Raw genomic sequence first — 23,078 nt, forward strand, 5'->3', positions numbered from 1 at the left:
GTGTACTTTGAGGTGAGTGCGAAGCGTCCTGTCAAAGTGCATCACACGCTCTAGGCCTTGGTCGTCGCCAGACGCGGCGCGTTCTCTGCCGGCGCCGTGGTCACCGCCAACGCCGCAGCGCGCAGTTTGGGCAGCAGGCGCAGCGTCAATGCCAGTTGGTCGCGCACCAGGCGTTGCTTGGGCGGTAGTTGCACCGGATGGTGTTCCAGCTCTTCTGCGATGGCCAATTCTTCGCTTTCGTCGTGCGTCGGCAGCGGTTGGCGTTGGCCAAGGGCGCTGGCGATCTCGCTCAGTGCGCGCTGCAGATACTCACCAGCCTGCGCGATGGTGGCATCGTGTTCGCCCTCCAGCGCGGCGCGGTGCGCGCCCAGTGCCGACAGATAGCCGAGCAAGGTGTTGGACAGCGCCAGGAAGCGAAAGCCCGCATCCAGATTGCGCCGATAGCGGCCGGGTTCGCGCAGCATGTTGGATAACGCCACCGACAACGCGGCATCGGCGTTGTGCATGTCGCGGCGCGCAATGCGGTAGGGCAGGTCGTCGCGCTTGCCGCTGGCGTACTGCTCCAGCACCTGGGCCAGATAACGCGCGCAGCTGGCCAGCACCGTGGCCATTACCTGGTTCAGCCGGCGGCCCTGCCAGTCCGGCAGGATCAGGAACGAGGCGGCCGCAGCAATCGCGCAACCGATCAGGGTGTCGATCAGGCGCGGCCAGATCAGCACGAAACCATCGCCCAGCAGGTTGAAGCAGAACAGCGCCATCACCGTGATGCCGGCGGTGGCCAGCATGTAGCGATCGGTGCGGGTGATGAAGAACACCAGCGCGCCGGCCAGCGCCAGCAGCAGTTGCACCTCGGTGCCGGGGAACAGCTGCATCAGCGCCCAGGTGGCGACCAGGCCGATCAAGGTGCCGGCAATGCGCTGCACCAGCCGCAGGCGCGTGGCGCCGTAGTTGGGCCGGCACACGAATGCGGTGGTGAGCAGGATCCAGTACCCGTTGTCGGCATGGATGGATTGCATGATGGCGTAGCCCACCAGCAGCGCGATGGCCATGCGCAGGCCGTGGCGGAACAGCACCGAGCCGGGCGTGAGTTGCTGCACCAGCCGCGCGCCCATTTCGCGCAAGGTGTGCGGCGAGGAATCGCGCAGCCGGGTGTCGAGGTTGTCGCTGGTGGAATCGGATTGCGCCGCTTCCGACAACCTGCGTTCGATACTCTGCAGGTTGGTCACCAGCAGTTCCAGCGCGCCGAGCAGGCGGGCCAGTGCGGGGTCGGCGCGCGCGTGCAGATAATCCAGCGATTGGCGCAGGTCTTCGGTGGCCAGGCGGCTGCTGTCGCCGTAATCGAACGGATGGCGCAGGCGAATCGCCTCGCCCAACGCCGCGCACGCCTTGCCTTGCAGGGCGAGCAGGCGCTGGCAGCGATACAGCACATCGCTGTGGAAGAACGCGTCGGTGAGCGCCTCGTAAGGATAGTGCGAGGAACTGGCGCGCTCATGGAAGTCCTGCGCCATGTAATACAGGCGGAAATACAGGCCCGATTGCACGCCCGGCCGCCCCGAGCGGCCGAAGCGGCTCATGATGGCGGTCTTGGCCGCATTGAGCGCGCCGACCACCTTGGCGTTCTGTTCGGCCAAGGCCAGCCGGCGTGCATGCAGGTCGCTCTGGCGCACCGGTTCGAACAGATCGGCCTTGAGCTTGAGATAGCGGCCCAATTCGAAAAACAGCCGCGACAGCCGCTCGCGCACCGGGCGATTGGCGAACAGGATGGTCCACAGGATCGACAGCACGCCGTACCAGGTGGCGCCGATCAGCAGCAGCGCCGCGCCGTGCCAGGCGATCAGCGGATCGCGGCTGCCATGCTGGTCCATGCCGATCATGGCGTAGATCGACAAGGCCACCGTGGCCTGCGCGATCGAGGCATAGCGCTCGCCCAGCGCACCGAGCAGGGTCAACGAGAACGTGGCCAACGCCATGCCCAGCACGAACGGCAGCGGGTACGGAAACAGCACCACCACTGCGGCTGCGGCAGCGGCGAAACACAGCAGCGAGAGCAGCACCGATTTGATGCGGCCCAGCCAGTTGTCGTCGGTTTCGGCAATGGCGCTGGCAATGGCGCCCAGAAACAGCGCCGGCACCGCAGTGAGCTGTTGCCAGTGCCAGCACACGCCCATCGCCACCGCCAGCGCGATGAACACACGCAGGCCATAGCTGGCCTTTTCATGGGCCCACAAACGGCTGAGGCGGGTTTCGAAGGAGGGAGTGGCCACAGTCTCTACAAGGCAGGGAGCCCGGGCATTATTGCCGCAGCCATGCGCCATCGGGGTGGACGGCGGCTAGTTCTTTGTCAGTAGCCGGCATGTGCGCGGACTGGAGCGGAGTGCACGATTGCGCCGCAGCCCGCAGCCCGCAGCCCGCGCCTGGGCGCAGCCATGCGAACTGCGCGTCCGCCCAGCTGCACGGACGTCTATCGCGCCCAACCTGCGGCTGCGCGCTCGAACAGCGCCTTGTCGGCGACTACCAGCGCGCCGTTGCTCTGTTCGGCCGATACCAGTGGATGTCCGAACTTGCCCCCATCCGCCCTTCGGGCACCTTCCCCCGCCGGCGGGGGAAGGACGCGGCTCAGCCCTGCGCCTGCCGCTCGTGGGCGATGGCCCGCCAGCCGATGTCGCTGCGTCGTCGAGTACCAGCGCGCTGTTGCTCTGTTCGGCCGATACGGTGGATGTCCGAACTTGCCCCCATCCGCCCTTCGGGCACCTTCCCCGCCGGCGGGGGAAGGACGCGGCTTAGCCCTGCGCCTGCCGCTCGCGGGCGATCGCCCGCCAGCCGATGTCGCTGCGCTGGAAGGCGCTGCTCCAGTGGATCGGCTTGAGGCCGGCATAGGCGGTGCGCTGGGCGTCCTGCACGCTGTCGCCCAGGGCGGCGACGCACAGCACGCGGCCACCGGCGCTGACCACTTCGCCAGCGGCATTCAACGCGGTGCCGGCATGGAAGACCTTGGCGCTGGCCGGCACCGCGTCCAGCCCGGCGATGACCTCACCGGTGACCGGGGTGTCGGGGTAAGGCCTGGCGGCGATGACCACGCCAAGCGACGGGCGCGGATCCCACTGCGCATGCGCGCCGTCGAGCTTGCCGTCGATGGCCGCCTCGAGCAGATCGACCAGATCCGACTGCAGGCGCAGCATCACCGGCTGGGTTTCCGGGTCGCCGAAGCGCACGTTGAATTCGATCACCTTCGGCGCGCCATGCGCGTCGATCATCAGCCCGGCATACAGAAAACCGGTGAACGGCACGCCATCGGCGATCATGCCCTGCACGGTCGGCTCGACCACTTCGCGCATCACCCGCGCATGCACCTCGGGCGTGACCACCGGCGCAGGTGAGTAGGCGCCCATGCCGCCGGTATTCGGGCCGGTGTCGCCGTCGCCGACACGCTTGTGGTCCTGGCTGGTGGCCATCGGCAAGGCGTGTTTGCCATCGACCATCGAGATGAAGCTGGCCTCTTCCCCATCGAGGAATTCCTCGATGACCACGCGTGCGCCGGCATCGCCGAACGCATTGCCAGAGAGCATGTCGCGCACCGCATCTTCGGCCTCGGCCAGGGTCAGCGCCACGATCACGCCCTTGCCGGCAGCCAGGCCGTCGGCCTTGACCACGATGGGCGTGCCTTTCTCGCGCACGTAGGCCAGCGCGGCGTCCACTTCGGTGTGCACGGCGTAATACGCGGTGGGAATGCCGTGGCGGGCGAGGAAATCCTTGGCGAAGGCCTTGCTGCCTTCCAGCTGCGCGGCCTTGGCGGTGGGGCCGAAGATGCGCAGGCCGGCGGCATGGAAGCGGTCGACCACGCCCAGCACCAGCGGCACTTCCGGGCCGACCACGGTGAGCGCGACGGCTTCGCGCTGCGCCAGGGCGAGCAGGCCATCCAGGTCGTCGACCTTGATCGCGACGTTGCGGCACTTGGCTTCGGTGGCGGTGCCGGCATTGCCCGGTGCCACCAGCACCTCGCTCACGCGCGCGGACTGCGCGATCTTCCAGGCCAGGGCATGTTCACGGCCGCCGGAGCCGATGACGAGGATTTTCAAGGCAGTTGCTCGCTAGTAAGGGGGAAGGGGGCGCTATCTGCAGCCTTCGCGCTGCAGTGCGTTGGGAAACGGGTAGGTCCAGGTCTTGGTGTCGAGCGCGAAGACGTGCGTCTTGTCCAGGGCAACCCCGCAATCGCTGCCGTGCTCGTGGATGCGCAGCGGCCAGGTGCGCGCCTGCGGCGCGCTGTTGTCCACCTCCAGCGCGAAATCCACGTCGAAGGCGTCGGCAAGGCATTGCGCCTGGGTCTGGTCCGGCTCGCGCGCGTCGTCGTCGCAGGCCAGTGCGCCGCTGTTGTCGATATGCGCCCGCAGCGAGCCGGCATTGACCAAGCCCTTGGGGCCGGGCACGACCAGATCCTGCGATTCCAGCATCAGGCCCTGGCCCATCCAGAAACTGTGCACGGCAAAGCCGTAGAAATCGCTGCCCAGGCGCAGGACGTCCACGCTGCCGGGCTGACCGTCGCTGCCGTAGCCGTCGGCGAGCCGTTCGACCACGACCTTGAACCCGTCGCCATCGCCGCGCAGCACGAAGAAATCGATCAGGCCCGGGTTGCCGTGGCCGGCATCGCTGAGGCTGTGGCAGACCGCCAGCAGTTGCTGCACCTGATCGCCCACCACCACCGGCTGTTCGGCACAGACTTCGCTGTCGGCCTTGAAGCCGTCGGCTTCGCCGCTCCACTGCGCGGCCAGGCCGGCCTTGGCGCCGTAGCGCGTGCGCAAGAACCCATCCAGCCGCTCGGTGCGGCTCAGATGAGGGCCATCGCTGGGCGCGGCAGGTGCCGCGGCACCCGGCGCCGCCGCGGGCGCAGGCGCTTGCTTGCACGCGCCCAACAGCACGACGGTCGCAAGACACGCGGCAAAACAACGCAAACGCTGCATCGACCTATCCCTGTGCCGGTGACATCAATGCCGGAAGTGGCGCACGCCGGTGAACACCATCGCGATGCCGTGTTCGTCGGCGGCGGCGATCACCTCGCCGTCGCGCATCGAACCGCCGGGCTGGATCACTGCCTTGATGCCGGCCGCAGCCGCAGCATCGATGCCGTCGCGGAACGGGAAGAACGCATCCGATGCCATCACCGAACCGGCCACGGTGAGCTTGGCTTCTTCGGCCTTGAGGGCAGCGATCTTGGCGCTGACCACGCGGCTCATCTGCCCGGCGCCCACGCCAATGGTGCGGTTGTCCTTGGCATAGACGATCGCGTTGGATTTGACGTACTTGGCCACGCGCCAGGCAAACAGCAGGTCGCCCAGCTCCGCCTCGTTGGGCGCACGCTGGGTGACCACGCTCAACTCGCCCTGCGACATGCCGCGGTTGTCGGCCGATTGCATCAACAGGCCCGAGCCGATCCGCTTGGTGTCGTAGTTGTTGAGGCCATTGCCGTGCGGAATCTTGAGCACGCGCACGTTGGCCTTCTTGGTGGCGTATTCCAGCGCGCCGGCCTCGTAGTCGGGCGCGATCAGCACTTCGACGAACTGGCGATCGAGGATGGCTTTTGCCGTCGCTGCGTCAAGGGTCTTGTTGAACGCCAGGATGCCGCCGAACGCGCTGGTGGGGTCGGTGGCGTAGGCCAGCTCATAGGCATCGCCGCAGCCCGCGCCCACCGCCACGCCGCAGGGGTTGGCGTGCTTGACGATCACGCAGGCCGGCGCGTCGAACTGGCGCACGCATTCCCACGCCGCATCGGCATCGGCCAGGTTGTTGTAGCTCAGTTCCTTGCCCTGCAACTGCTGGAAGGTGGCCAGCGTGCCCGGCACCGGATACAGGTCGCGGTAGAACGCGCCGGACTGGTGCGGGTTCTCGCCGTAACGCAGGTCCATCACCTTGACGAAGTTGGAATTGATCTGCGCCGGGAACGGGCTGCGCGTGGGCACTGCCTCGGCGCTGTCGGCCACTGCCGAGAGATAGTTGCTGATCGCCGCGTCATACTGCGCCACGCGATTGAACGCAGCCACCGACAGCGCAAAGCGCTTGGCCGCCGACAGCTGGCCGTCGTTGGCCTCCAGTTCGACCAGCAGGTCGGCGTACTGCGCCGGGTCGGCGGCCACGGCCACGCGCGCGAAATTCTTGGCCGCGCTGCGCAACATCGCCGGGCCGCCGATGTCGATGTTTTCCACCGCATCGGCCAGCGTGCAATCGGCTTTCACGGTGACCGACTCGAACGGATACAGGTTCAGCACCAGCAGGTCGATCGGCACGATGCCGTGCTCGGCCATCACCGCTTCGTCGACACCGGCGCGTCCGAGCAGGCCGCCGTGCACCAGCGGGTGCAGCGTCTTGACGCGGCCATCCATCATTTCCGGAAAACCGGTCAGCTCGGCGACGTCCTTCACCGGCAGGCCGGCTTCGCGGATCGCCTTGGCGGTGCCGCCGGTGGACAGCAGCTCGACGTTGCGCGCCACCAGCGCGCGGGCCAGGTCGATCAGGCCGGTCTTGTCGGAAACGGAGAGCAGGGCCCGGCGCACGGGCAGGAAATCAGAGGCCATCGGTGGGGGATGTCGTTGCGGAGCAGCCGATATTGTAGGCTGCGCCAGCGCTCGAATGGACTCAACACTCCGTATGGCCTCGATCTATGCATTGAAGGGACGCTTCCAGGCGCTGCTGCGACCGATGGTGGGCGCGCTGTATCGCGGTGGCATTACCGCCAATCAGGTCACGCTGATCGCAGCGGCGGTGTCGCTCATGGTGGCGGCGGTGGTGTTGCGCGGCGGCCCCAGCCGGCCGCTGCTGTATCTGCTGCTGCCGGTGTGGATGCTGGTGCGCATGGCGCTCAACGCGGTGGACGGCATGCTGGCGCGCGAGTTCGGCCAGCAATCGCGGCTGGGCGCCTACCTCAACGAACTGTGCGATGTGGTGGCCGATGCGGCATTGTACTTGAGCCTGCTTGGCGTGCCCGGTGTGAGCGCACCGTGGCTATGGATCTTCGCGCTGCTGGCCGCGCTGACCGAATACGCCGGCGTGCTCGGCCTGATGGTCGGCGCCAGCCGCCGTTACGACGGGCCGATGGGCAAGAGCGACCGCGCCTTGGTGATCGGCGTGCTGGGCGTGGGCCTGGCCTGCGGGTTGCTCGGTGCGCGCGGCGTCACCTGGGTCGCCATCGCCTTGAGTCTGGCCTGCATGGCCACGGTGTGGCGGCGGGTGCGCGCCGGTCTGGCCGAGGCGCCCGCAGGCACCTAGCGATACATCGCCGCAGCAACGCCGCTGGCCGCGCTGCTGTGCGGTGATCTCTGCGATTCAACCTTTCGACTTTCAGGATGCTTCGATGCGCACAGTGCTAGAGCGCGAGTTCGTCAGTTTCGATGGTGTGCCGCTGTTCTACCGGCACTGGCCGTTGCACGATGCCGTCGCGACCGGCACGCCCAGGGCGGTGGTGCTGCTGCATCGTGGCCATGAGCACTCCGGCCGTGTGATGCATCTTGCCGAAGAACTCGACATGCCCGATGCGCAGTTCTTTGCCTGGGATGCACGCGGCAACGGTCGCTCGCCCGGCGTGCGTGGCGATGCGCCGGGCTTCGAGGCGCTGGTGCGCGATCTGGACAGCTTCATCGCGCATCTTCGCGCCACCCACGGCATCGCCGTGCAGGACATCGTGGTGATTGCGCAGAGTGTGGGCGCGGTGGTGGCTGCCACCTGGGTACACGATTACGCCCCGCCGCTGCGCGCGCTGGTGCTGGCATCGCCGGCGTTCAAGGTGAAGTTGTATGTGCCGTTCGCACGCGCCGGGTTGGCGTTGCTGCATGCGCTGCGCGGTAACTTCTTCGTCAACAGCTACGTCAAGCCGCAATGGCTGACGCATGATCCGGCGCGCGTGGAAAGCTATCGCACCGATCCGTTGATCACCCGCCCGATTTCGGTGCGCGTATTGCTCGGTCTGTACGCGGCCGCCGATCGCGTGGTGGACGATGCACAGGCGATCACCGTGCCGACCCAGTTGCTGGTCTCCGGCGCGGATGTTGTGGTGCATCGCGGCCCGCAGGATCGCTTCTACGAAAACCTGCGCTCGCCGATCAAGCAGCGCCACTGGCTGCCGGGGTTTTTCCACGACACCCTGGGCGAACGCGATCGCGCGATTGCCATCGCGCACATTCGCCAGTTCGTCCAAGTGCGGTTTGCGCAACCGCCGGTGCGCGCCGCGCTGCGCAATGCCCACCGTGCCGGCCCCAGTTTCGAAGAGGCCGAACGGCTGGCCTGGCCACCGCAGCGCAACAGCCTGCAGGACCTGCGCTGGCGCGGCGTGCGTGCCGGCCTGCGCCTGGGTGGCAAGCTCTCCGAGGGCATCGCGCTTGGTCTGCAGACCGGTTTCGATTCCGGCAGCACATTGGACTACATCTACCGCAATCAGGCGCATGGTCGCGGGCCGCTGGGCCGCATGATCGACCGCACGTATCTCAACGCGATCGGTTGGCGCGGCATCCGCATCCGCGGCAGCCATCTGGGCGAATTGCTGCGCGAGGCAGCGGCGCGCTTGCGTGGCGCCGGCAAGCCGGTACGCGTCCTGGACATCGCTGCCGGACACGGCCGCTATGTGCTCCAGGCGCTGGGCAGCGGCGCACAGCGTGCCGATGCAATCGTGCTGCGCGACTTCAGCCCGCCCAACGTGACCCAGGGCACTGCGCTGATCCAGGCGCTGGGCGCTGGCGACATCGCCCGTTTCGAACAAGGCGATGCGTTCGACCCGGCAGCATTGGCGTCCGTGCAACCGGCTCCGACGCTGGCGGTGGTCTCGGGCCTGTACGAATTGTTTGCCGATAACGACCAGGTCGCGCGCTCGCTGGCCGGCCTGGCCGCGGCGGTGCAGCCGGGCGGTTATCTGCTTTACACCGGTCAGCCCTGGCATCCGCAGCTGGAATTCATTGCGCGCGCGCTGACCAGTCACCGCGATGGCGTGGCCTGGGTGATGCGCCGGCGGAGCCAGCAGGAGATGGATGGCCTGGTGGAAGCGGCGGGCTTTCGCAAGGTGGCGCAACGCATCGATGCGTTCGGCATCTTCACCGTGTCGATGGCGCAGCGGGTCGACGCATGAGCCGCGCTGCGCGGCCAGTCGGTCGTGCCGCGCTGTGGCTGGCGTTGCTGGGGCCGTTTTTCTTCCTCAGTTACGGCCTGGCCAACACGCTGGCCGGGCGGGCGACGCAGGTGCCGTCGGTGGTATTCGGCTGGGAACACGGCATGCCGTTCTGGCCGTGGACCATCGTGCCGTACTGGTCGATCGATGCGTGCTACGCGGTCTCGTTTTTTGTCTGCCGCAATCGCCGCGAGCTGGACACCCATGCACTGCGCTTGCTCAGCGCACAGCTGATCTGCGTGGCGTGTTTTTTGCTGTGGCCGCTGCGCTACAGCTTCGTGCGGCCCGAGACCGGGGGCGTGTTCGGCTGGCTGTTCGCGGTGCTGCTGGGTTTTGACAAACCCTTCAATCAGGCGCCATCGCTGCACATCGTGCTGTTGGTTGTGCTGTGGGTGCGCTATGCGCAGCATCTTTGCGGGGTGTGGCGCTGGCTGCTGCATGCCTGGTTCGCATTGATCGGTGTGTCGGTGCTGACCACGTATCAGCATCACTTTCTGGATATTCCCACCGGGCTCGCGGTGGGCTGGCTATGCGTGTGGATGTGGCCGGAGCGTATCGCTGCACCGTTCGCGCGGGCACGGTTTGCACGCGACCTGCGTCGTTGGCGCTTGGCCGTGATGTATCTGGCCGGCGCGCTGGTCAGCGCTGCGCTGGCGCTATGGAGCGGAGGTGCAGGACTGTGGTTGCTGTGGATCGCCTTGGCTTTGCTGCTGGTTGCGTTGAATTACGCGCTGCTCGGGCCGGGCGGATTCCAGAAGCGCAGCGATGGGCGCCTGAGTCTTGCCGCGCGCTGGTTGTATGCACCGTATCTGATGGCAGCATGGTGCAACTCGCGCCTCTGGACGCGGCGCGCCCCGTCGCCGCGCGCGGTATGCGATGGCGTGTGGCTGGGGCGGATTCCGCTGCCCGGCCAGCGCGACGAGCGTGCTGCGGTGGTGGACGTGTCTGCAGAGCTCTCGTTGTACGCCGCGCAGGCGCAGGACCGTGTGGTGCCGATGCTCGATCTGGTCGCACCGTCGCCAGCGCAACTACGCGAGGCGGCGCAGGCGATCGCGCAGGCGCGTGCGCACGGCCCGGTGCTGGTGTGTTGCGCATTGGGCTATTCGCGCAGTGCTGCCAGCATGGCCACCTGGCTGGTGCGCAGCGGCCGCGCCCGGGACGTGGATGCGGCCATCGCACAGCTACGCGCCGTGCGGCCGTCGATCGTGCTTGGGCACGCGCATCGCGCGGCGATCGTGGCGGCATGCGACGGTCATGACGGTGGCGACGACATCCCCGAACGGAGAGCGCAATGAATACCTCCCCGCTGACCTTGCCGGCCATGCGCGCAGTGCTGCGGCAAGGTGCAGCACTGGACCGCTTCTCACTCCTGTTGCTGGCGGCGGCCATTGGCTTGCTCGGCGTAGCCGAGGCGCCGCCGTTGATGCAGTTGGGCTATGCCATCAGCGTGCTTGCGGGCGTGGTGCAGCGCTATTGGGCGTTTCGCGTGGGCCTGGATGCCGACCTGCTGGCGGCCTCCATCGCGCATCTCGAACGCTGCGGCGGCACCGAGCAAGAGGCCGCGCACCAACTCGATGCGGCAATGCATGCCATTGGCCTGGTGGCGAAGCTGCCGCCCGCACGCGACTGGGCATCGCGCTGCGCCGGCATGCGCCGCCTGCTGCGTTGGCAGCTGGCAAGCGTGGTGGTGCAACTGCTGTTGGTGGCTGCGGCGCTCGCTCTCGGGATCTTCAGATGAGCAACGCACCCGATTCCGCTCAGCGCGAACCGCAACACGCCACGCCAGCGCAGCGGGCGCTGTGGCAGCGGCTGCAGGGCTACCGCTTTGGCCAGGACGACGCGGCGTTTGCGGCCTTCGTTCGGCGCGTGGCCAAGCAGGCACAGTGCAGCACCGCGCAAGCGCAGGCGTTGGTGGAGGAGTACCGACGGTTCTGTTTTCTTGCCTGCACCGACACCCACGAGGTCACCCCCAGCCCGTTGGTCGACCAGGTCTGGCATACGCATCTGACCGACACCCGCGAGTACTGGCAGCAGTTCTGCCCGCACGTGCTGCAGACCACCCTGCATCATCAACCCGGACGCGGCGATGCCGGCGAACAGGCGCGGTTCCAGGCGCAGTACCGCCAGACGCTGGAGCGTTACCGCACGCAGTTCGGCGAGCCGCCGGCGCAATGGTGGCCTGCGGCGCGACCGCAGCAATCGACGCTGGATCCGCTCCACGAGGACACTGCCGAACAGACCTTGCAGGCCTTGCGTGGAGCGCCGCAGTTGTCTGGGCCGCAGCGCGGTGTGCCGTATGCCGTCTTCGCGTGGGCGATCATCGCGGTGGTGGTGGGCATGGCCTGTCGCGCGGCCAATGGCGGGGGGCTGTCGCCGCTGCACTGGCGCGGTGTCTATTTCCTGCCGCTGTTCATCGCGCTGATCGGTCTGGCCTGGTCGATGGCGGCATGGTTGCGACGGGTGCTGCGACGCGGTCGCACCGCAGCAGCACTGGATGCCAGCGAGCTTGCGTATCTGGCCGGCGGTGCCGATCGCGTGGCCGACCTGTGGTTCACCGAGTTACTGGTGCGCAATGCGGTGTATCTGGAGCGCGACGCAACCGAACCGGCACGCCACTGGGTGCGCTGCCACCGGCAGATTGCGGTTCCGCCTGCGCTGGAGCCGGCACTGGAAGCGGTGCGCACCACCGAAGACCCGGTGTGGGCCTTGCGCGCGTTGCGCGCGCTGGCCGCACCGCTGGAGCAGCGCTTGATCGACAAGGGCCTGTGGCTGAGCCAGGCGCAGGCACGCGCGGTGCGTCTGGCATGTACCGTGCCGGTGGCGCTGGTATGGGGGCTTGGCCTGTGCAAGCTGGTCATCGGCGTGCAGGGCAACCATCCGGTGGGCTATCTGCTGTGTCTGATGGTGCTGACCACATTGCTGGTGCTGGGCTTTGCGCTGGTGCGCGTGCGGCGCACGCTCGGCGGCGAGGCCCGCCTTGCGACACTGCGTCACACGCGGCGACGCGATGCGGCGCGCACCGGCGGTGATCCAGGCGAGGCAGTGGCGCTGTACGGCACCGCGGCACTGATCGGGACCGCTTGGGCCGACTACCACAGCCTGCGTGCGCCGCATGGCCACGCCGGTGGCAGCGGCAGCAGCTGCGGCGGGAGCGGCGGCGACAGCGGCGGCGATGGTGATAACAGCGATGGTGGCGGCGGCTGTGGCGGCTGCGGTGGAGGAGGCGACTGATGCAACACGGACAGCAACAGCGGCAGCTGCAATGGGCGCGCGTGCTGCGCGGGCGTGGCGCCACGCCCAATGGCGTGTCGTGGGTAAGCATCGCGTTTGCGGCGCTGGCCGGGCTGATGTTCTACATCGGATTGAGCGCGCCTGCGCGCGAAGGAGCCATGCCACTGCTGCTGGCGGTGCTCGGGCTGCAGGGGCGGCTGTGGTGCAACCGCATGGATGGCGTGCTGGCGCGCCAGGCGCGCATGGTCTCGCGTGCCGGTGAGGTCTACAACGATGCGCCCGATCGGTTGTCCGATGTGCTGGTCTGCGTGGGCCTGGGCTATAGACTGCAGGCCGGCCTGCCGTGGGCTGCGCAACTGGGGTGGGCGGCGGCGCTGTGCTGCGTGGCCACCGCATATGTGCGCATGCTGGGCCTGGCCTGCGGCACGCCAGAGCCGCGACAGGGGCCGATGAGCCGCGTGCAACGCATGCAGTGGTTGTCGCTGGCAGGCGCGCTGGCCTTGCCGCTGCAATGGATGGGCCAGCCGCGTCTTGCGGCCTGGCTGCTGATCGGCGCACTGGCGGTGTTGATCGCCGGTGCCTTGCTGACGGTGGCGGTACGACTGCGCACGATCGTGCGCACCCTGGAGCAGAAATGATTGCCCGTTTCATCGCGCGCGGCTGCAGCGGCGCCATTCGTACCTTGACCGGCGCGCGTGCGCTGTGGCGCGGTTGCGCGCCCTCCAACGAACGCCGCGTGTATTACGGCAACCACGCAAGCCACGGCGATTTCGTGCTGATCTGGTCATCGCTGCCGGCCGGCCTGCGGCATGAAGTGCGCCCGGTGGCGGCGGCCGACTACTGGCAGCGCACCGCCCTGCGGCGCTATCTGATCCATGCGGTCTTCAACGGCGTATTGATCGAGCGCGACCCGGCGCAGCGCACGCGCGACCCGATCCAGTGCCTGTGCGATGCGGTGGACGCCGGCGATTCGTTGATCCTGTTTCCCGAAGGCACGCGCAACCCGGACGATGGCGTGCTGCCGTTCAAGAGCGGGCTGTATCACCTGGCACGGCAACGCCCGGAACTGGAGTTCGTGCCGGTGTGGATCGACAACCTCAAGCGCGTGATGCCCAAGGGCAAGTGGTTGCCGTTGCCGCTGCTGTGCACCACCACCTTTGGCGCGCCATTGCGCCTGGACGCGGACGAAACCAAGGATGTATTTCTGACGCGTGCACGTGCGGCGTTGCTGGCGTTGTCGCCGGATCACTTGGAGGCGCGCGCATGAGCCTGTCTGCGTACAGCGGCCAGCTGCAGCAGTCTTCGATGCATCAGCAGACGCTGTGGCTGTTCAGCGGTATCGCGCTGGTGCTCATCATCGCCACGCTGATTTCCGAAACCCTGCGTTGGCGCGCACGCGAACGCCCCAGCGCAGTGCTGGACAACCTGGTCGCCCGCATCCGTGCGTGGTGGGTGATGGCCGCGGTGGTCGGCCTTGCGTTCGTGTTTGGCCGCGCCGGCGTCATCGGCTTGTTCGCGTTGGTGTCGTTGTTTGCGCTGCGCGAGTTCATCACCTTGACCCCGACCCGGCGCGGCGATTACTACGCGTTACTGGCCGCGTTCTACGTCGTGTTACCGTGGCAATACGGCCTGGTGTGGACCGGCTGGTACGGCCTGTACACCTTGCTGATTCCGGTCTACGCGTTCCTGGTATTGCCGATCCTGGCCACCATCGGCGGCGACACCACGCGTTATCTGGAACGCACCGCCAAAGTGCAGTGGGGCCTGATGATCTGCGTGTTCTGCATTTCGCATGTGCCGGCGCTGTTGAACCTGGACATTCCCGGCTATGCGGGGCGCAATCTGCTGTTGATCGCCTTCCTGGTGATCGTGGTGCAGTCCTCGGACGTACTGCAGTACGTGTGGGGCAAACTGGCCGGCCGCCATCTGATCGCGCCGAAATTGTCGCCGTCCAAAACGGTGGAAGGATTCATCGGCGGCGTGGTGTCGGCCAGCCTGCTCGGGATGGCGCTGTGGTGGATCACCCCGTTCGCGCCGTGGCATGCCTTCGGCCTGGCATTGGTGGCCAACCTGATGGGATTTTTCGGCGGGCTGGTGATGTCGGCGATCAAGCGCGATCGCGGCATCAAGGACTGGGGCCATATGATCGAAGGCCACGGCGGTGTGCTCGACCGCCTGGATTCGGTGTGCTTCGCCGCGCCGGTCTTCTTCCACCTGATTCGCTATGGCTGGGCGTGACCGCTTGTCACATCGCTTGTCATGAAATCGCAACACGTGCATCGCGTGCCGTTGGCGATCTGCAGCACCGGATCCGCCCAGCGCGCGTCGGTCAACCGCCGCGTCTGGCCAACCGAAAGGCTGACCCGCACGACACCACGCTGTGATCGGGAGCCCGTGCGCGCCACGTCTGGCAGAAGCACGCCGTGACGATTGCCGATTCCCGGCTTACGTCAGCCCGTACTCTTTAAGCTTCTTGCGCAAGGTTGCCCGATGAATGCCCAGCATCGCCGCAGCGCGGCTCTGATTGCCTTCGCAGTGGTTGAGCACTTCGACGAACAACGGGATCTCCATCTCGCGCAGCACGATTTCGTAAACGTCGTCCGCGTCGCTGCCGTCCAGGTCGCGCAGATAACGGCGAACGGACTGGGCCACGTGTTCGCGCAGGGGCGACTTCGGGGCGCCACGACTGGTGTCAGGACGAGAGGGGGCTGCGTTCAAAGGAGATTCCCAGTGTCACGAAGCCGGGACGCGTGGCCGGCGAGGGGGAGTGAGTCTAGCGCGTGACCTCATCGCTCGCCACGCCCACGTGGCGGTCGCGCCCGTTCACCGGAAGTCGAAACTGAAGGCAGCGGTGCTCGCGGCCGGTTCGCGCACCCGAAACGCGACCTGCACCGCCTGACCCGGCGCCAGCGTGTCCTGCGCAGCCGGCGACTGTCCCAGATAGTCCTGCGGCGACAAGATGCGGGTGCCGATCACCCGGCCGTCGGCATCGGACAGCGACAGCTGCAGCCACGGCCAAGCCTGTGCCCAGCGCGCGTCGTTGCGGAAGCTGGCCTGGATCTGCAGCACCCCGGCCACGCCGGGCAGCGGGCGCACGTCGCGGTTGAGCAGGGTCAGCGCCTCCGGCTCGCGCCAGGCCGGCACGCTGCAGCGCGCCAGCGTGCAGGCCGCGCTGATCAGCGGCCGCCAGCGCGGGCTGGTGGCCAGGTGCGCGCGGTCGGCGATGACGATCTGCAACCCGAGCACGCCGACCAGCCCGACCAACAGCGCCCACTGGCGCCCGCTGGCGCGTAGCCCCGGCCGGGTGACGCCACGCCGCGCGAAGGCGGGCGCGGTCAAGGCGGGAGCGGGCAGGGGCTGCAACTGCGCAGGGGAGGGGCGGGACTGCGCGATGCCGGCATCGCACTGCGCGTCCTCGCCGAACTCGGTGGTTGCCGGGTCCGGATGGCTGGAGGGGCGGCCCGGGTGCGACTGGCCGTCGGGTGTGCTCGCCGTCCGCTCGCTGCCGATGGTATCGGCCTGCGTTGCGGCTGCCGCCGCTGCGGTTGGAACCTGCCGCTCGGTCGTTTCCGTGAGCGCCTTCGACGTACCCGGCGCATTCCGGGACGGCAGGTCTGCATCCGCCGACGCACGTGGCGCACGTTGCTGCGCTGAATTCAACGGGACAGGTGCAGTCCGCGCGGTTGGGTCTTGGAGGGCGTCATCGGTCGCGGCATCGATCGGGGCCAGCCCGTCATCGCTGGCGTGGGCGTCGCTGGCGGCCGACGCCGGGCGAGGTGGATCGCCCATCGCATCAGAGACGCGTCCGGCCGCGAGTGCGGTCGCCGAAGCGGACGGCATCGTGGTGCCGGGCGCGGGCAGTTGCGTCTCGCCGGACACTGGCGCCTGGACACCATCGTGCCCGGGCGTGCCCGTTGCGCGATGCGGCGACGCAGCCACCGCGGCGGCAGGCGATGGCACGCGCAGCGCCTGCTGCGCGTCCACCGGCGGCGGTGTTGCCGGCGGCAACGCAGAGCCTGGGGCCGGTATGGCCTGCTCCGGCGGCTCCACAGGCGGAACCAGCGGGGTGGGCACCAGCGGCGGAGCGGCCGGCGTCGCACGCAGGAACGTGGCCAGGGGGCGGCGCGGTGGCGGAGTCTCGGACATCGGCAGGCGTGCAGCGGGAAGACCCTTATTCAACCACGTGCACGTCCAACGGCGAACCTGTGCCGGCGGCGATGCGATCAACCCGCAGCGCGCATGCCTGCAGGTTCTCGCACCCGACCCAAGTGGTCATGGCGCCGTCTGCGTCGATGCCGACGCAACGCGCGCAGCGCATGCCGTCTCCGAAAACGGCCGCCGCGACAGCAACGCAAGCCGGCGATTACGCCCAGGCGCATCCAGGATCAGGAGGCTACAGCTAGCAAAACATCGCCTTGAGATCTCGCTGCCGGGTGCGTCAACTCGCCGATTCCCGATTCCCGATTCACCGCCTGCGCCGCGTCTTCCCTTCAGCCAGCAACAGATCCAGCAGGCCGGCGCGCTGGCGCGGCGTCAGGGTGTCGAAGCGCGTCAGCAGCACGCGTTGCTGGTCATCCAGGCGGCGGTACTGCGCCGGTTCTTCGGCGATGGCCGACACCGGCGGGCCGAACACGCGGTCGCCGCGGCCGGTGGCCAGGTATTCGAACGCCATCCCGCTGCGCTTGGCCAGGCCGATCAGGTTTTCCACCGACGGTGCGGTGCCTTCGGCCATCTCCCATTGCGCCACCGCGCTGCGGGTGACGCCCAGCTCGCCGGCAAGGGCTTCCTGGGTCAGCTTGGTGAGGCTGCGGGCTTCGCGTACTCGTTCGTACAGCTTGCTCACACGGCACCGTTGGAGGGCAGGCAGGGGCGGGAGATATAGCCCTAGCAGCGCCTCGGGATAGTTCGTGTAACTTTCATATAGCAATATGTTTGCGATACTGTCGGCGAATCGGTGATGGTCACATCACAGCGAACTCAAGGAGGATGTTCATGGTCGAGCCTGCCGGACGGAAACCCGACCCACAGCGGCGCACTCCGCACCCGTCCGTCGCGCCCGCAGATGCGCCGTGGCCTGCCCATTCGCCAGTGGACCCTGCGGTCAGACGGTTTCGTGGCGCGGCCCGGTATGCGATCTGGCGGCGTGGCGCCGAGTGGACTGCCGTGGCCGATGGTCCGCAGTGGTCAGCAGCGCTGGCACCGCGGATCTGGGCGCTACGTCAGCGGCAATGGCCGGTGCTGGCGGTGAGCGCGCCCATGCTTGTGGTTGCGGGCGCAGTGGCGCTTGCAGGTGTGCAGGGGTGGTCGCCCGTGGCCTGGACGGCGCTGCTGGTGGCTGAGGTGCTGCTGCGGGTCTGGGTGGCCCGGCAGGCCGGGCCGTGGCGCACTGCGGCACTGCAACGCACCGGCTGGCAACTGGTGACCCGGTTACGGGCGATCAGCGTGGCCGATGCAGTGACTACCGCGCAGATCCGCGCCGGCCGGCCACAGCGCTAGCCGGCGTGGATGACGTGCTGGATCAGCCGCGGCGCACGCCGTCGATCCGCATCCAGTCTTCGTCGCGTTCGCAGCGCAACTGTTCGAACCAGGGGGCGTAGCGTTTCAGCAAGTCGTCTTCCTGGCCGTGCAGGATGCCCGACAGCGCAATCCGTCCGCCCGGTGCCACGCGCGCGGCCAGGGTGTCGGCCAGGGCGTCCAGTGCCGAGGCCAGGATGTTGGCCACCACCACCTGGTAGGTCTGCACCGGTTCGTCCTGCGGCATGTAGACCGCCAGCTGGGCGTCCACGCCGTTGCGTTGCGCATTGTCGGCGGTCGCCAGCAGTGCCTGCGGGTCGTTGTCCACGCCGACCGCGTGGGTGGCGCCCAGCTTCAGCGCGGCGACCGCCAGGATGCCCGAGCCACATCCGAAATCGAGCACGCTGCGGCCCTGCAGCTCGCCGCTGCCGGCCAGGCTGTCCAGCCAGCGCAGGCACAGCGCGGTGGTTTGATGGGTGCCCGAGCCGAATGCCAGGCCCGGGTCCAGCCGCACCACGGCGGCTTCCGGGGTGTCCGCGGCTTCGGGCAGCGCGTGATTCCACGGCACGATAAAGGTGCGTTCGCCAAACTGCATCGGCTTGAACAGGTCCATCCAGGCACGTTCCCAGTCGCTGTCTTCGACCATACGAAACGCCACCTGGCTCCAGTCCAGGCCCGGATCGAAGGCTTCCAGCGCCGCCAGCACCACCAGCGCGTCGCTGTCGCCATCGAACAGCGCGGTCATCGTCAGTCGGTCCCACAGCGGCATCTCGCCCACACCGGGTTCGAGAATGGCGCGCTCGTTGCTGGTATCGGCATCGGCGTCGAGCATGGTCACCGCCAGTGCGCCCACATCGTCCAGTGCATTCTGGAAACGGGGCAGGGTGACCTCGGAACAGGAAAGCGTCAGTTCAAGAAACGGCATCGGGGCGGTCGGGCAATTCGAAACCACGCATCCTAGACCATTCGTGCCGGCGTGCCTGCCGCTCTACAGGTGATTGCATTCGCAGGCGCCGTCGGCTCCGGCGGTATGTCCTACTCATGCGTGAGGTGGAAAAACCCTGCTTCGCCGATCAGGATGCGTCCGCTGCCAGTCAGACGGCGTGCTGCCGGCGATTGGACGATGGCCCGGTGTGACGCTGTCTGGAAGCGCGTCTGCGGTGGATGTGTTGCCCTGCCCATGGCGGTGCGCCGATGACGCCACACGTGGGAGCGAACCGGTGATGCCGTTGAGTAATCGAACAAGGTCTTTGGGTGAGGGCCGAGGCGAGCAAGCAGGAAGAGGCGTTGCATCTTTGCGAGCAGGCGCAATCGCGCGCGTAGACGGCTGCATATGTGCTGTCGTGCTGTCGTGCCCCGCGATGTGTGCGGTGCGTGGGTCCACTCACAACTCGACAGCGCTGCAACTGGGCAACGCAGCGTCGTCGAGGCGATAGCGCAACGCCAGACTCGGGCCAAGCAGGCGCTCTTCGACATGCGCTGCTGTCGGATGCTCAACCCGCGAAAATCGATGCCGCATCCGGCATCCGCAACCGATCAACTCAACAGCAAGCCGGCAAGCAGCTGAGCAACATCAACATCAACATCGACACCAACACCAACACCAACACCAACACCAACACCAACACCAACACCAACACCAACACGCAGCACAGCACAGCACAGCACAGCACAGCAAAAGCAAACATCCCACAGCACTGCGCAACCGAACGCCTGCAGCGCGCCACTCACCTGCAGTCCGCGCAGACCGTTACCGCATGTCGCCCCTTTCTCGCCACTTCCACTGGCAGCGTCTGCTTGGCGGCAGCTGTGCGCGTGGGTGGGTGCTAGACTCCGCGCCGTCGCTGCGGGTGGTTCCGCAGCAGGGTCGCCGCCATCCATGCCGCTTGCTCGTGCCCGCCATCTCTGGCTGCTGCTCGCTCCCGCTGCGCTTGCGGCGGCCGCGTGGTGGCATGTGCGCGCGCAACCGGCCGGGCGTGATGCCGACCGCGCAGTGCCGGTTGCTGCACAGGTGATCCCGGTCAGCGCTGCCCCACCGCAGCCGCACACGGCGACCGAGCACGGTGCTGCGTTGCAGCTGCCCCATCGCGATGCAGTGGAAGCGCAACCGGATCTGTATCGCTACGCGCAGCAATTGCAGCAGCAGGTGCGTGCCGGCGATGCCCAGGCCGGGTGGCGGTTGAGCCGTGTCTACGATTACTGCGCGCCCTATGCGGCCAGTCCGTCCGGCTATGCCGCCGACAGCGCATGGATCGCCGCGCAACACACGCCGGGAGTGGCAGCGATGCATGCCGCACGCGAGCGCCTGGCGCAGCGCTGCGCCGGTTTCGCCCCCACCGACGGGCTGAGTCCGCGCATGGTTGCCCAGCAACGCCTGGTCGCGGCGCGCGCCGGCAGCCTGGCCGCCGAGGCCGCCATGCTGGCGTTGGGCGAACCGTTGCACGCATCGCCCGGCTACAAGCGCGCGCTGGTGCAACGCGTGCTGGCCTCGCGCGATCCCGAGGCCTATCTGGCCCTGGCCCCGGCGATGGGCGCGCGGGCCAGCGGCGATGACAGCCTCCAAGGCTATGTGGCCGGCGATCAGTTCGCCGAGCTGGCCTGGCAGGTGGCTGCATGCCGGCTGGGGCTCGATTGCAGTGCCGGCAGCACCTTGGTCACCAGTTATTGCGCCAACGCGGGCATCTGCTCGCGCGACAGCGCACAGGATTTCGTGTCGTTCGTATTCGATGCCGCGGTGCCGCGGCAGGGAGCAGACAGGGTGGATGAGATGGTCGATACATTGGTCTCCGATCCGGGAGCGCAGTCATGAATTACCGTCGGTTGGCGCACGGCGCCAAGTTCTGGTTATGGGTGGCGTTGTTCGTGGCGTATTCGGCGGCGGCGGTCAGCATCGTGATGATCGACACCGCCGATCACCGGTACCAGCCGCTGTCGGTCAAGTCCACCAGCGTCACCGCCGACGAACAGCAGCGACGGCATGGCGCAAGCCAGGTCGCTGCGGTCTACCGCGCCAGCAGTGCCATGCCGTTTTCCACCTTGCCGGCTGGCTCCACTTTCCAGGTGGTGTGGCCGGACGGCTCCACCGAAACCATGACCGTGGTTGACCCATCATCGGCCAGCGGCATCGTGCCGGTGCCGGGCAGCCAGCAGGCGCCTGCGCCGCGGATCCGGTAGCACCCCGGATCCCGTAGGAGCGCACCTGGGCGCGACGAGGTTCCACCGATAAAGCGCGGTCGCGCCCGGGTGCGCTCCTACGCATAGGTCGGCGGCTGCATGGTGTTGCCGGTGCGGGGTGTCGTCGAGCCGATTGCTTGGCCTGCATGAGGCGCTGCCGGCGCGATGCACCGAGAAATAACGCAACAAAAAAGCCCGGTTTCCCGGGCTTTTTTGCTTCATCGCTGCAGCGGCAGGCGCGATCAGGTCAGGACGATCGACTTGTTCTTGCGCTCGGCCAGGCGCTTTTCCAGGTAATGGATGTTCTGCCCACCGGCCTGGAAGCCCTTGTCGCGCATGATGCGCTGCTGCAGCGGGATGTTGGTCTTGATGCCGTCCACCACCATCTCGCTCAGCGCCACGCGCATGCGCGCAATCGCGGTTTCGCGATCCGGGCCGTGCACGATCAGCTTGCCGATCATCGAATCGTAGTTCGGCGGCACCTTGTAGCCTGCGTAGATGTGGGTATCCACGCGCACGCCAGGGCCGCCTGGCGGATGGAAGGCGGTGATCAGGCCCGGGTTGGGCATGAAGGTTTCCGGGTCCTCGGCATTGATGCGGCATTCGATCGCATGCCCGCGCAGCACGATGTCGCTTTGCTTGATGCTCAGCTTGTGGCCGGCGGCGATGCGCAGCTGTTCGCACACCAGGTCGATGCCGGTGATGCGCTCGGTGACCGGATGCTCCACCTGGATGCGCGTGTTCATTTCGATGAAGTAGAAGCGCCCGTTCTCGAACAGGAACTCGAAGGTGCCGGCGCCGCGGTAGCCGATGCGGATGCAGGCGTCCACGCAGACCTTGCCGATCTCGTTGCGCAGTTCTTCGGTGATGCCCGGCGCCGGCGCTTCTTCCACCACCTTCTGGTGGCGACGCTGCATCGAACAATCGCGTTCGCCCAGATGGATCGCACCGCCCTGGCCATCGGCAAGGACCTGGATTTCCACGTGGCGCGGATTTTCCAGGAACTTCTCCATGTAGACCTGATCGTTGCTGAAAGCGGCCTTGGCTTCGGACTTGGTGGTTTCGATGGCAGCCTTCAGCGCCGCCTCCGAATGCACCACGCGCATGCCGCGCCCACCGCCGCCGCCGGCGGCCTTGATGATCACCGGGTAGCCGATTTCGCGCGCCACCTTGGTGTTGGCGACGATGTCATCGCCCAGCGGGCCGCCCGAGCCGGGCACGCACGGCACGCCGGCAGCCTTCATGGCGCGGATCGCTTCCACCTTGTCGCCCATCAGGCGAATGGTGTCGGCCTTGGGGCCGATGAAGATGAAGCCGGATTGCTCCACGCGTTCGGCGAAATCGGCGTTTTCCGAGAGGAAGCCGTAGCCGGGGTGGATGGCCTGCGCATCGGTCACCTCGGCCGCGGCGATCAACGCCGGGATGTTGAGGTAACTGTCGCTGGAGGCGGCCGGGCCGATACATACCGACTCATCGGCCATGGCCACGTGCTTGAGGTTGCGGTCGACCGTGGAATGCACCGCGACCGTGCGGATGCCGAGCGTGTGGCACGCGCGCAGGATGCGCAGCGCGATTTCACCTCGGTTGGCGATGACGACTTTATCGAGCATGGGAATAGGGAGTCGAGAATGGGGAGTGGGAAGATGCGGGCTTCATGGCGCGGCTCCGCGTCTGCGTAAGGCATTCATCAATGCAGTGAGCTTGGCGAAGACCTGGTCGACCTGTCGGCTCGATGTCTTCGTCTTCGGGATTGCTGTAGCCCAGTCGGACCGCGATTTGGATCTGTGTATCAAGTTCGGAGAGCGAGCCGCGCGCAATCGAGAGAAATCGCGCGTAGTCGGAAGTGGAGCGTCTCGCCGCACCTTCGGCGATATTCGATGGAACGCTGACGGCCGCACGGCGCAACTGCGCCATCAAGCCGTAGCGTTCCTGCTCGGGAAAGACGTCGGTAAACCGATAGATCATTTCCACCAACTCCATGGAATCGCGCCACGCCTCAAGACGTTCATGAGGCCGCTTT

The 23,078-nt window shown here is 67.3% G+C and carries 22 protein-coding genes and 1 pseudogene; 12 read left to right on the top strand and 11 right to left on the bottom strand.

Annotated features, from left to right (window positions below):
• Nucleotides 1-50 precede the first annotated feature (50 nt).
• The 5 genes and pseudogenes from yccS to purH form a co-directional block, all read right to left on the bottom strand.
• Nucleotides 51-2,264, bottom strand: coding sequence for a YccS family putative transporter (gene yccS, locus AMD14_RS03125; RefSeq protein WP_011050357.1), 2,214 nt, complete (start codon nucleotides 2,262-2,264; stop codon nucleotides 51-53).
• 66 nt (nucleotides 2,265-2,330) lie between these two features.
• Nucleotides 2,331-2,518: pseudogene (locus AMD14_RS03130) on the bottom strand (hypothetical protein).
• Between the two features lie 262 nt (nucleotides 2,519-2,780).
• Nucleotides 2,781-4,076 carry a phosphoribosylamine--glycine ligase gene (purD, locus tag AMD14_RS03135; RefSeq protein WP_011050358.1) on the bottom strand — a complete coding sequence of 432 codons (1,296 nt, stop codon included), beginning with the start codon at nucleotides 4,074-4,076 and terminating at the stop codon, nucleotides 2,781-2,783.
• A 33-nt stretch (nucleotides 4,077-4,109) separates the two neighbouring features.
• Nucleotides 4,110-4,955, bottom strand: a complete 846-nt coding sequence (locus AMD14_RS03140; protein ID WP_011050359.1) for a hypothetical protein — start codon at nucleotides 4,953-4,955, stop codon at nucleotides 4,110-4,112.
• A gap of 24 nt (nucleotides 4,956-4,979) precedes the next feature.
• A complete protein-coding gene (purH, locus tag AMD14_RS03145) occupies nucleotides 4,980-6,563 on the bottom strand; it encodes a bifunctional phosphoribosylaminoimidazolecarboxamide formyltransferase/IMP cyclohydrolase (protein ID WP_011050360.1) in 1,584 nt (527 codons plus the stop codon).
• Between the two features lie 73 nt (nucleotides 6,564-6,636).
• Here purH and AMD14_RS03150 point away from each other — a divergent pair, with 73 nt between their 5' ends.
• The 8 genes from AMD14_RS03150 (at nucleotide 6,637) to AMD14_RS03185 (ending at nucleotide 14,608) form a co-directional block, all read left to right on the top strand.
• On the top strand, nucleotides 6,637-7,254 hold the full coding sequence (locus tag AMD14_RS03150) for a CDP-alcohol phosphatidyltransferase family protein (RefSeq protein ID WP_003483143.1): 618 nt from the start codon (nucleotides 6,637-6,639) through the stop codon (nucleotides 7,252-7,254).
• 85 nt (nucleotides 7,255-7,339) lie between these two features.
• On the top strand, nucleotides 7,340-9,100 hold the full coding sequence (locus AMD14_RS03155; RefSeq protein WP_011050361.1) for a bifunctional alpha/beta hydrolase/class I SAM-dependent methyltransferase: 1,761 nt from the start codon (nucleotides 7,340-7,342) through the stop codon (nucleotides 9,098-9,100).
• Nucleotides 9,097-10,434 (top strand): phosphatase PAP2/dual specificity phosphatase family protein, encoded by a 1,338-nt coding sequence (locus AMD14_RS03160; protein WP_011050362.1) that lies wholly within the window; start codon nucleotides 9,097-9,099, stop codon nucleotides 10,432-10,434. Before AMD14_RS03155 ends, AMD14_RS03160 begins: the two co-directional genes overlap by 4 nt.
• The gene (locus tag AMD14_RS03165; RefSeq protein WP_011050363.1) at nucleotides 10,431-10,877 is read left to right on the top strand and encodes a hypothetical protein; all 447 of its coding nucleotides are present in this window, start codon (nucleotides 10,431-10,433) and stop codon (nucleotides 10,875-10,877) included. Before AMD14_RS03160 ends, AMD14_RS03165 begins: the two co-directional genes overlap by 4 nt.
• Nucleotides 10,874-12,370, top strand: coding sequence for a TIGR04222 domain-containing membrane protein (locus AMD14_RS03170; protein ID WP_011050364.1), 1,497 nt, complete (start codon nucleotides 10,874-10,876; stop codon nucleotides 12,368-12,370). Before AMD14_RS03165 ends, AMD14_RS03170 begins: the two co-directional genes overlap by 4 nt.
• The gene (locus AMD14_RS03175; protein WP_011050365.1) at nucleotides 12,370-13,008 is read left to right on the top strand and encodes a CDP-alcohol phosphatidyltransferase family protein; all 639 of its coding nucleotides are present in this window, start codon (nucleotides 12,370-12,372) and stop codon (nucleotides 13,006-13,008) included. Before AMD14_RS03170 ends, AMD14_RS03175 begins: the two co-directional genes overlap by 1 nt.
• A complete protein-coding gene (locus tag AMD14_RS03180) occupies nucleotides 13,005-13,637 on the top strand; it encodes a lysophospholipid acyltransferase family protein (protein WP_003483153.1) in 633 nt (210 codons plus the stop codon). Before AMD14_RS03175 ends, AMD14_RS03180 begins: the two co-directional genes overlap by 4 nt.
• Nucleotides 13,634-14,608 carry a phosphatidate cytidylyltransferase gene (locus AMD14_RS03185; RefSeq protein ID WP_015471666.1) on the top strand — a complete coding sequence of 325 codons (975 nt, stop codon included), beginning with the start codon at nucleotides 13,634-13,636 and terminating at the stop codon, nucleotides 14,606-14,608. The genes AMD14_RS03180 and AMD14_RS03185 overlap by 4 nt, the downstream gene beginning before the upstream one ends.
• A 207-nt stretch (nucleotides 14,609-14,815) precedes the next feature.
• Here the strand turns inward: AMD14_RS03185 and fis are convergent, their stop codons facing one another.
• The 3 genes from fis to AMD14_RS03205 form a co-directional block, all read right to left on the bottom strand.
• Nucleotides 14,816-15,088: a DNA-binding transcriptional regulator Fis gene (fis, locus tag AMD14_RS03190; protein ID WP_002804983.1), complete on the bottom strand. Its 273-nt coding sequence runs from the start codon at nucleotides 15,086-15,088 to the stop codon at nucleotides 14,816-14,818.
• Between the two features lie 105 nt (nucleotides 15,089-15,193).
• Complete coding sequence (locus AMD14_RS22700) at nucleotides 15,194-16,516, bottom strand: DUF3426 domain-containing protein (protein WP_011050366.1); 1,323 nt, start codon at nucleotides 16,514-16,516, stop codon at nucleotides 15,194-15,196.
• Between the two features lie 319 nt (nucleotides 16,517-16,835).
• Nucleotides 16,836-17,213 (bottom strand): helix-turn-helix domain-containing protein, encoded by a 378-nt coding sequence (locus AMD14_RS03205; RefSeq protein WP_003483164.1) that lies wholly within the window; start codon nucleotides 17,211-17,213, stop codon nucleotides 16,836-16,838.
• A 143-nt stretch (nucleotides 17,214-17,356) separates the two neighbouring features.
• Here AMD14_RS03205 and AMD14_RS03210 point away from each other — a divergent pair, with 143 nt between their 5' ends.
• A complete protein-coding gene (locus AMD14_RS03210; protein WP_026007086.1) occupies nucleotides 17,357-17,866 on the top strand; it encodes a hypothetical protein in 510 nt (169 codons plus the stop codon).
• Between the two features lie 22 nt (nucleotides 17,867-17,888).
• Here the strand turns inward: AMD14_RS03210 and prmA are convergent, their stop codons facing one another.
• Nucleotides 17,889-18,809 carry a 50S ribosomal protein L11 methyltransferase gene (gene prmA / locus AMD14_RS03215; RefSeq protein WP_005914154.1) on the bottom strand — a complete coding sequence of 307 codons (921 nt, stop codon included), beginning with the start codon at nucleotides 18,807-18,809 and terminating at the stop codon, nucleotides 17,889-17,891.
• 449 nt (nucleotides 18,810-19,258) lie between these two features.
• Between prmA and AMD14_RS24520 the strand changes: the two genes are divergently transcribed.
• From AMD14_RS24520 to AMD14_RS03225, 3 genes are read left to right on the top strand one after another with little or no spacing between them, the layout of a single operon-like run.
• Entirely contained in the window at nucleotides 19,259-19,714 is a 456-nt protein-coding gene (locus tag AMD14_RS24520) for a hypothetical protein (protein ID WP_129545185.1), read from the top strand.
• A 49-nt stretch (nucleotides 19,715-19,763) separates the two neighbouring features.
• The gene (locus tag AMD14_RS03220; protein WP_011050369.1) at nucleotides 19,764-20,693 is read left to right on the top strand and encodes a hypothetical protein; all 930 of its coding nucleotides are present in this window, start codon (nucleotides 19,764-19,766) and stop codon (nucleotides 20,691-20,693) included.
• Nucleotides 20,690-21,058: a hypothetical protein gene (locus AMD14_RS03225; protein ID WP_005914152.1), complete on the top strand. Its 369-nt coding sequence runs from the start codon at nucleotides 20,690-20,692 to the stop codon at nucleotides 21,056-21,058. The genes AMD14_RS03220 and AMD14_RS03225 overlap by 4 nt, the downstream gene beginning before the upstream one ends.
• Nucleotides 21,059-21,300: 242 nt before the next feature.
• On the opposite strand, the gene accC is transcribed toward AMD14_RS03225, so the two are convergent.
• Together accC and AMD14_RS03235 are read right to left on the bottom strand one after the other, a co-directional pair.
• Nucleotides 21,301-22,668: an acetyl-CoA carboxylase biotin carboxylase subunit gene (gene accC / locus AMD14_RS03230; protein ID WP_003483179.1), complete on the bottom strand. Its 1,368-nt coding sequence runs from the start codon at nucleotides 22,666-22,668 to the stop codon at nucleotides 21,301-21,303.
• The gene (locus AMD14_RS03235) at nucleotides 22,658-23,023 is read right to left on the bottom strand and encodes a four helix bundle protein (RefSeq protein ID WP_425508929.1); all 366 of its coding nucleotides are present in this window, start codon (nucleotides 23,021-23,023) and stop codon (nucleotides 22,658-22,660) included. Before AMD14_RS03235 ends, accC begins: the two co-directional genes overlap by 11 nt.
• Nucleotides 23,024-23,078: the final 55 nt, after the last annotated feature.

Source organism: Xanthomonas citri pv. citri, assembly GCF_000961215.1.
GTDB lineage: Bacteria > Pseudomonadota > Gammaproteobacteria > Xanthomonadales > Xanthomonadaceae > Xanthomonas > Xanthomonas cissicola.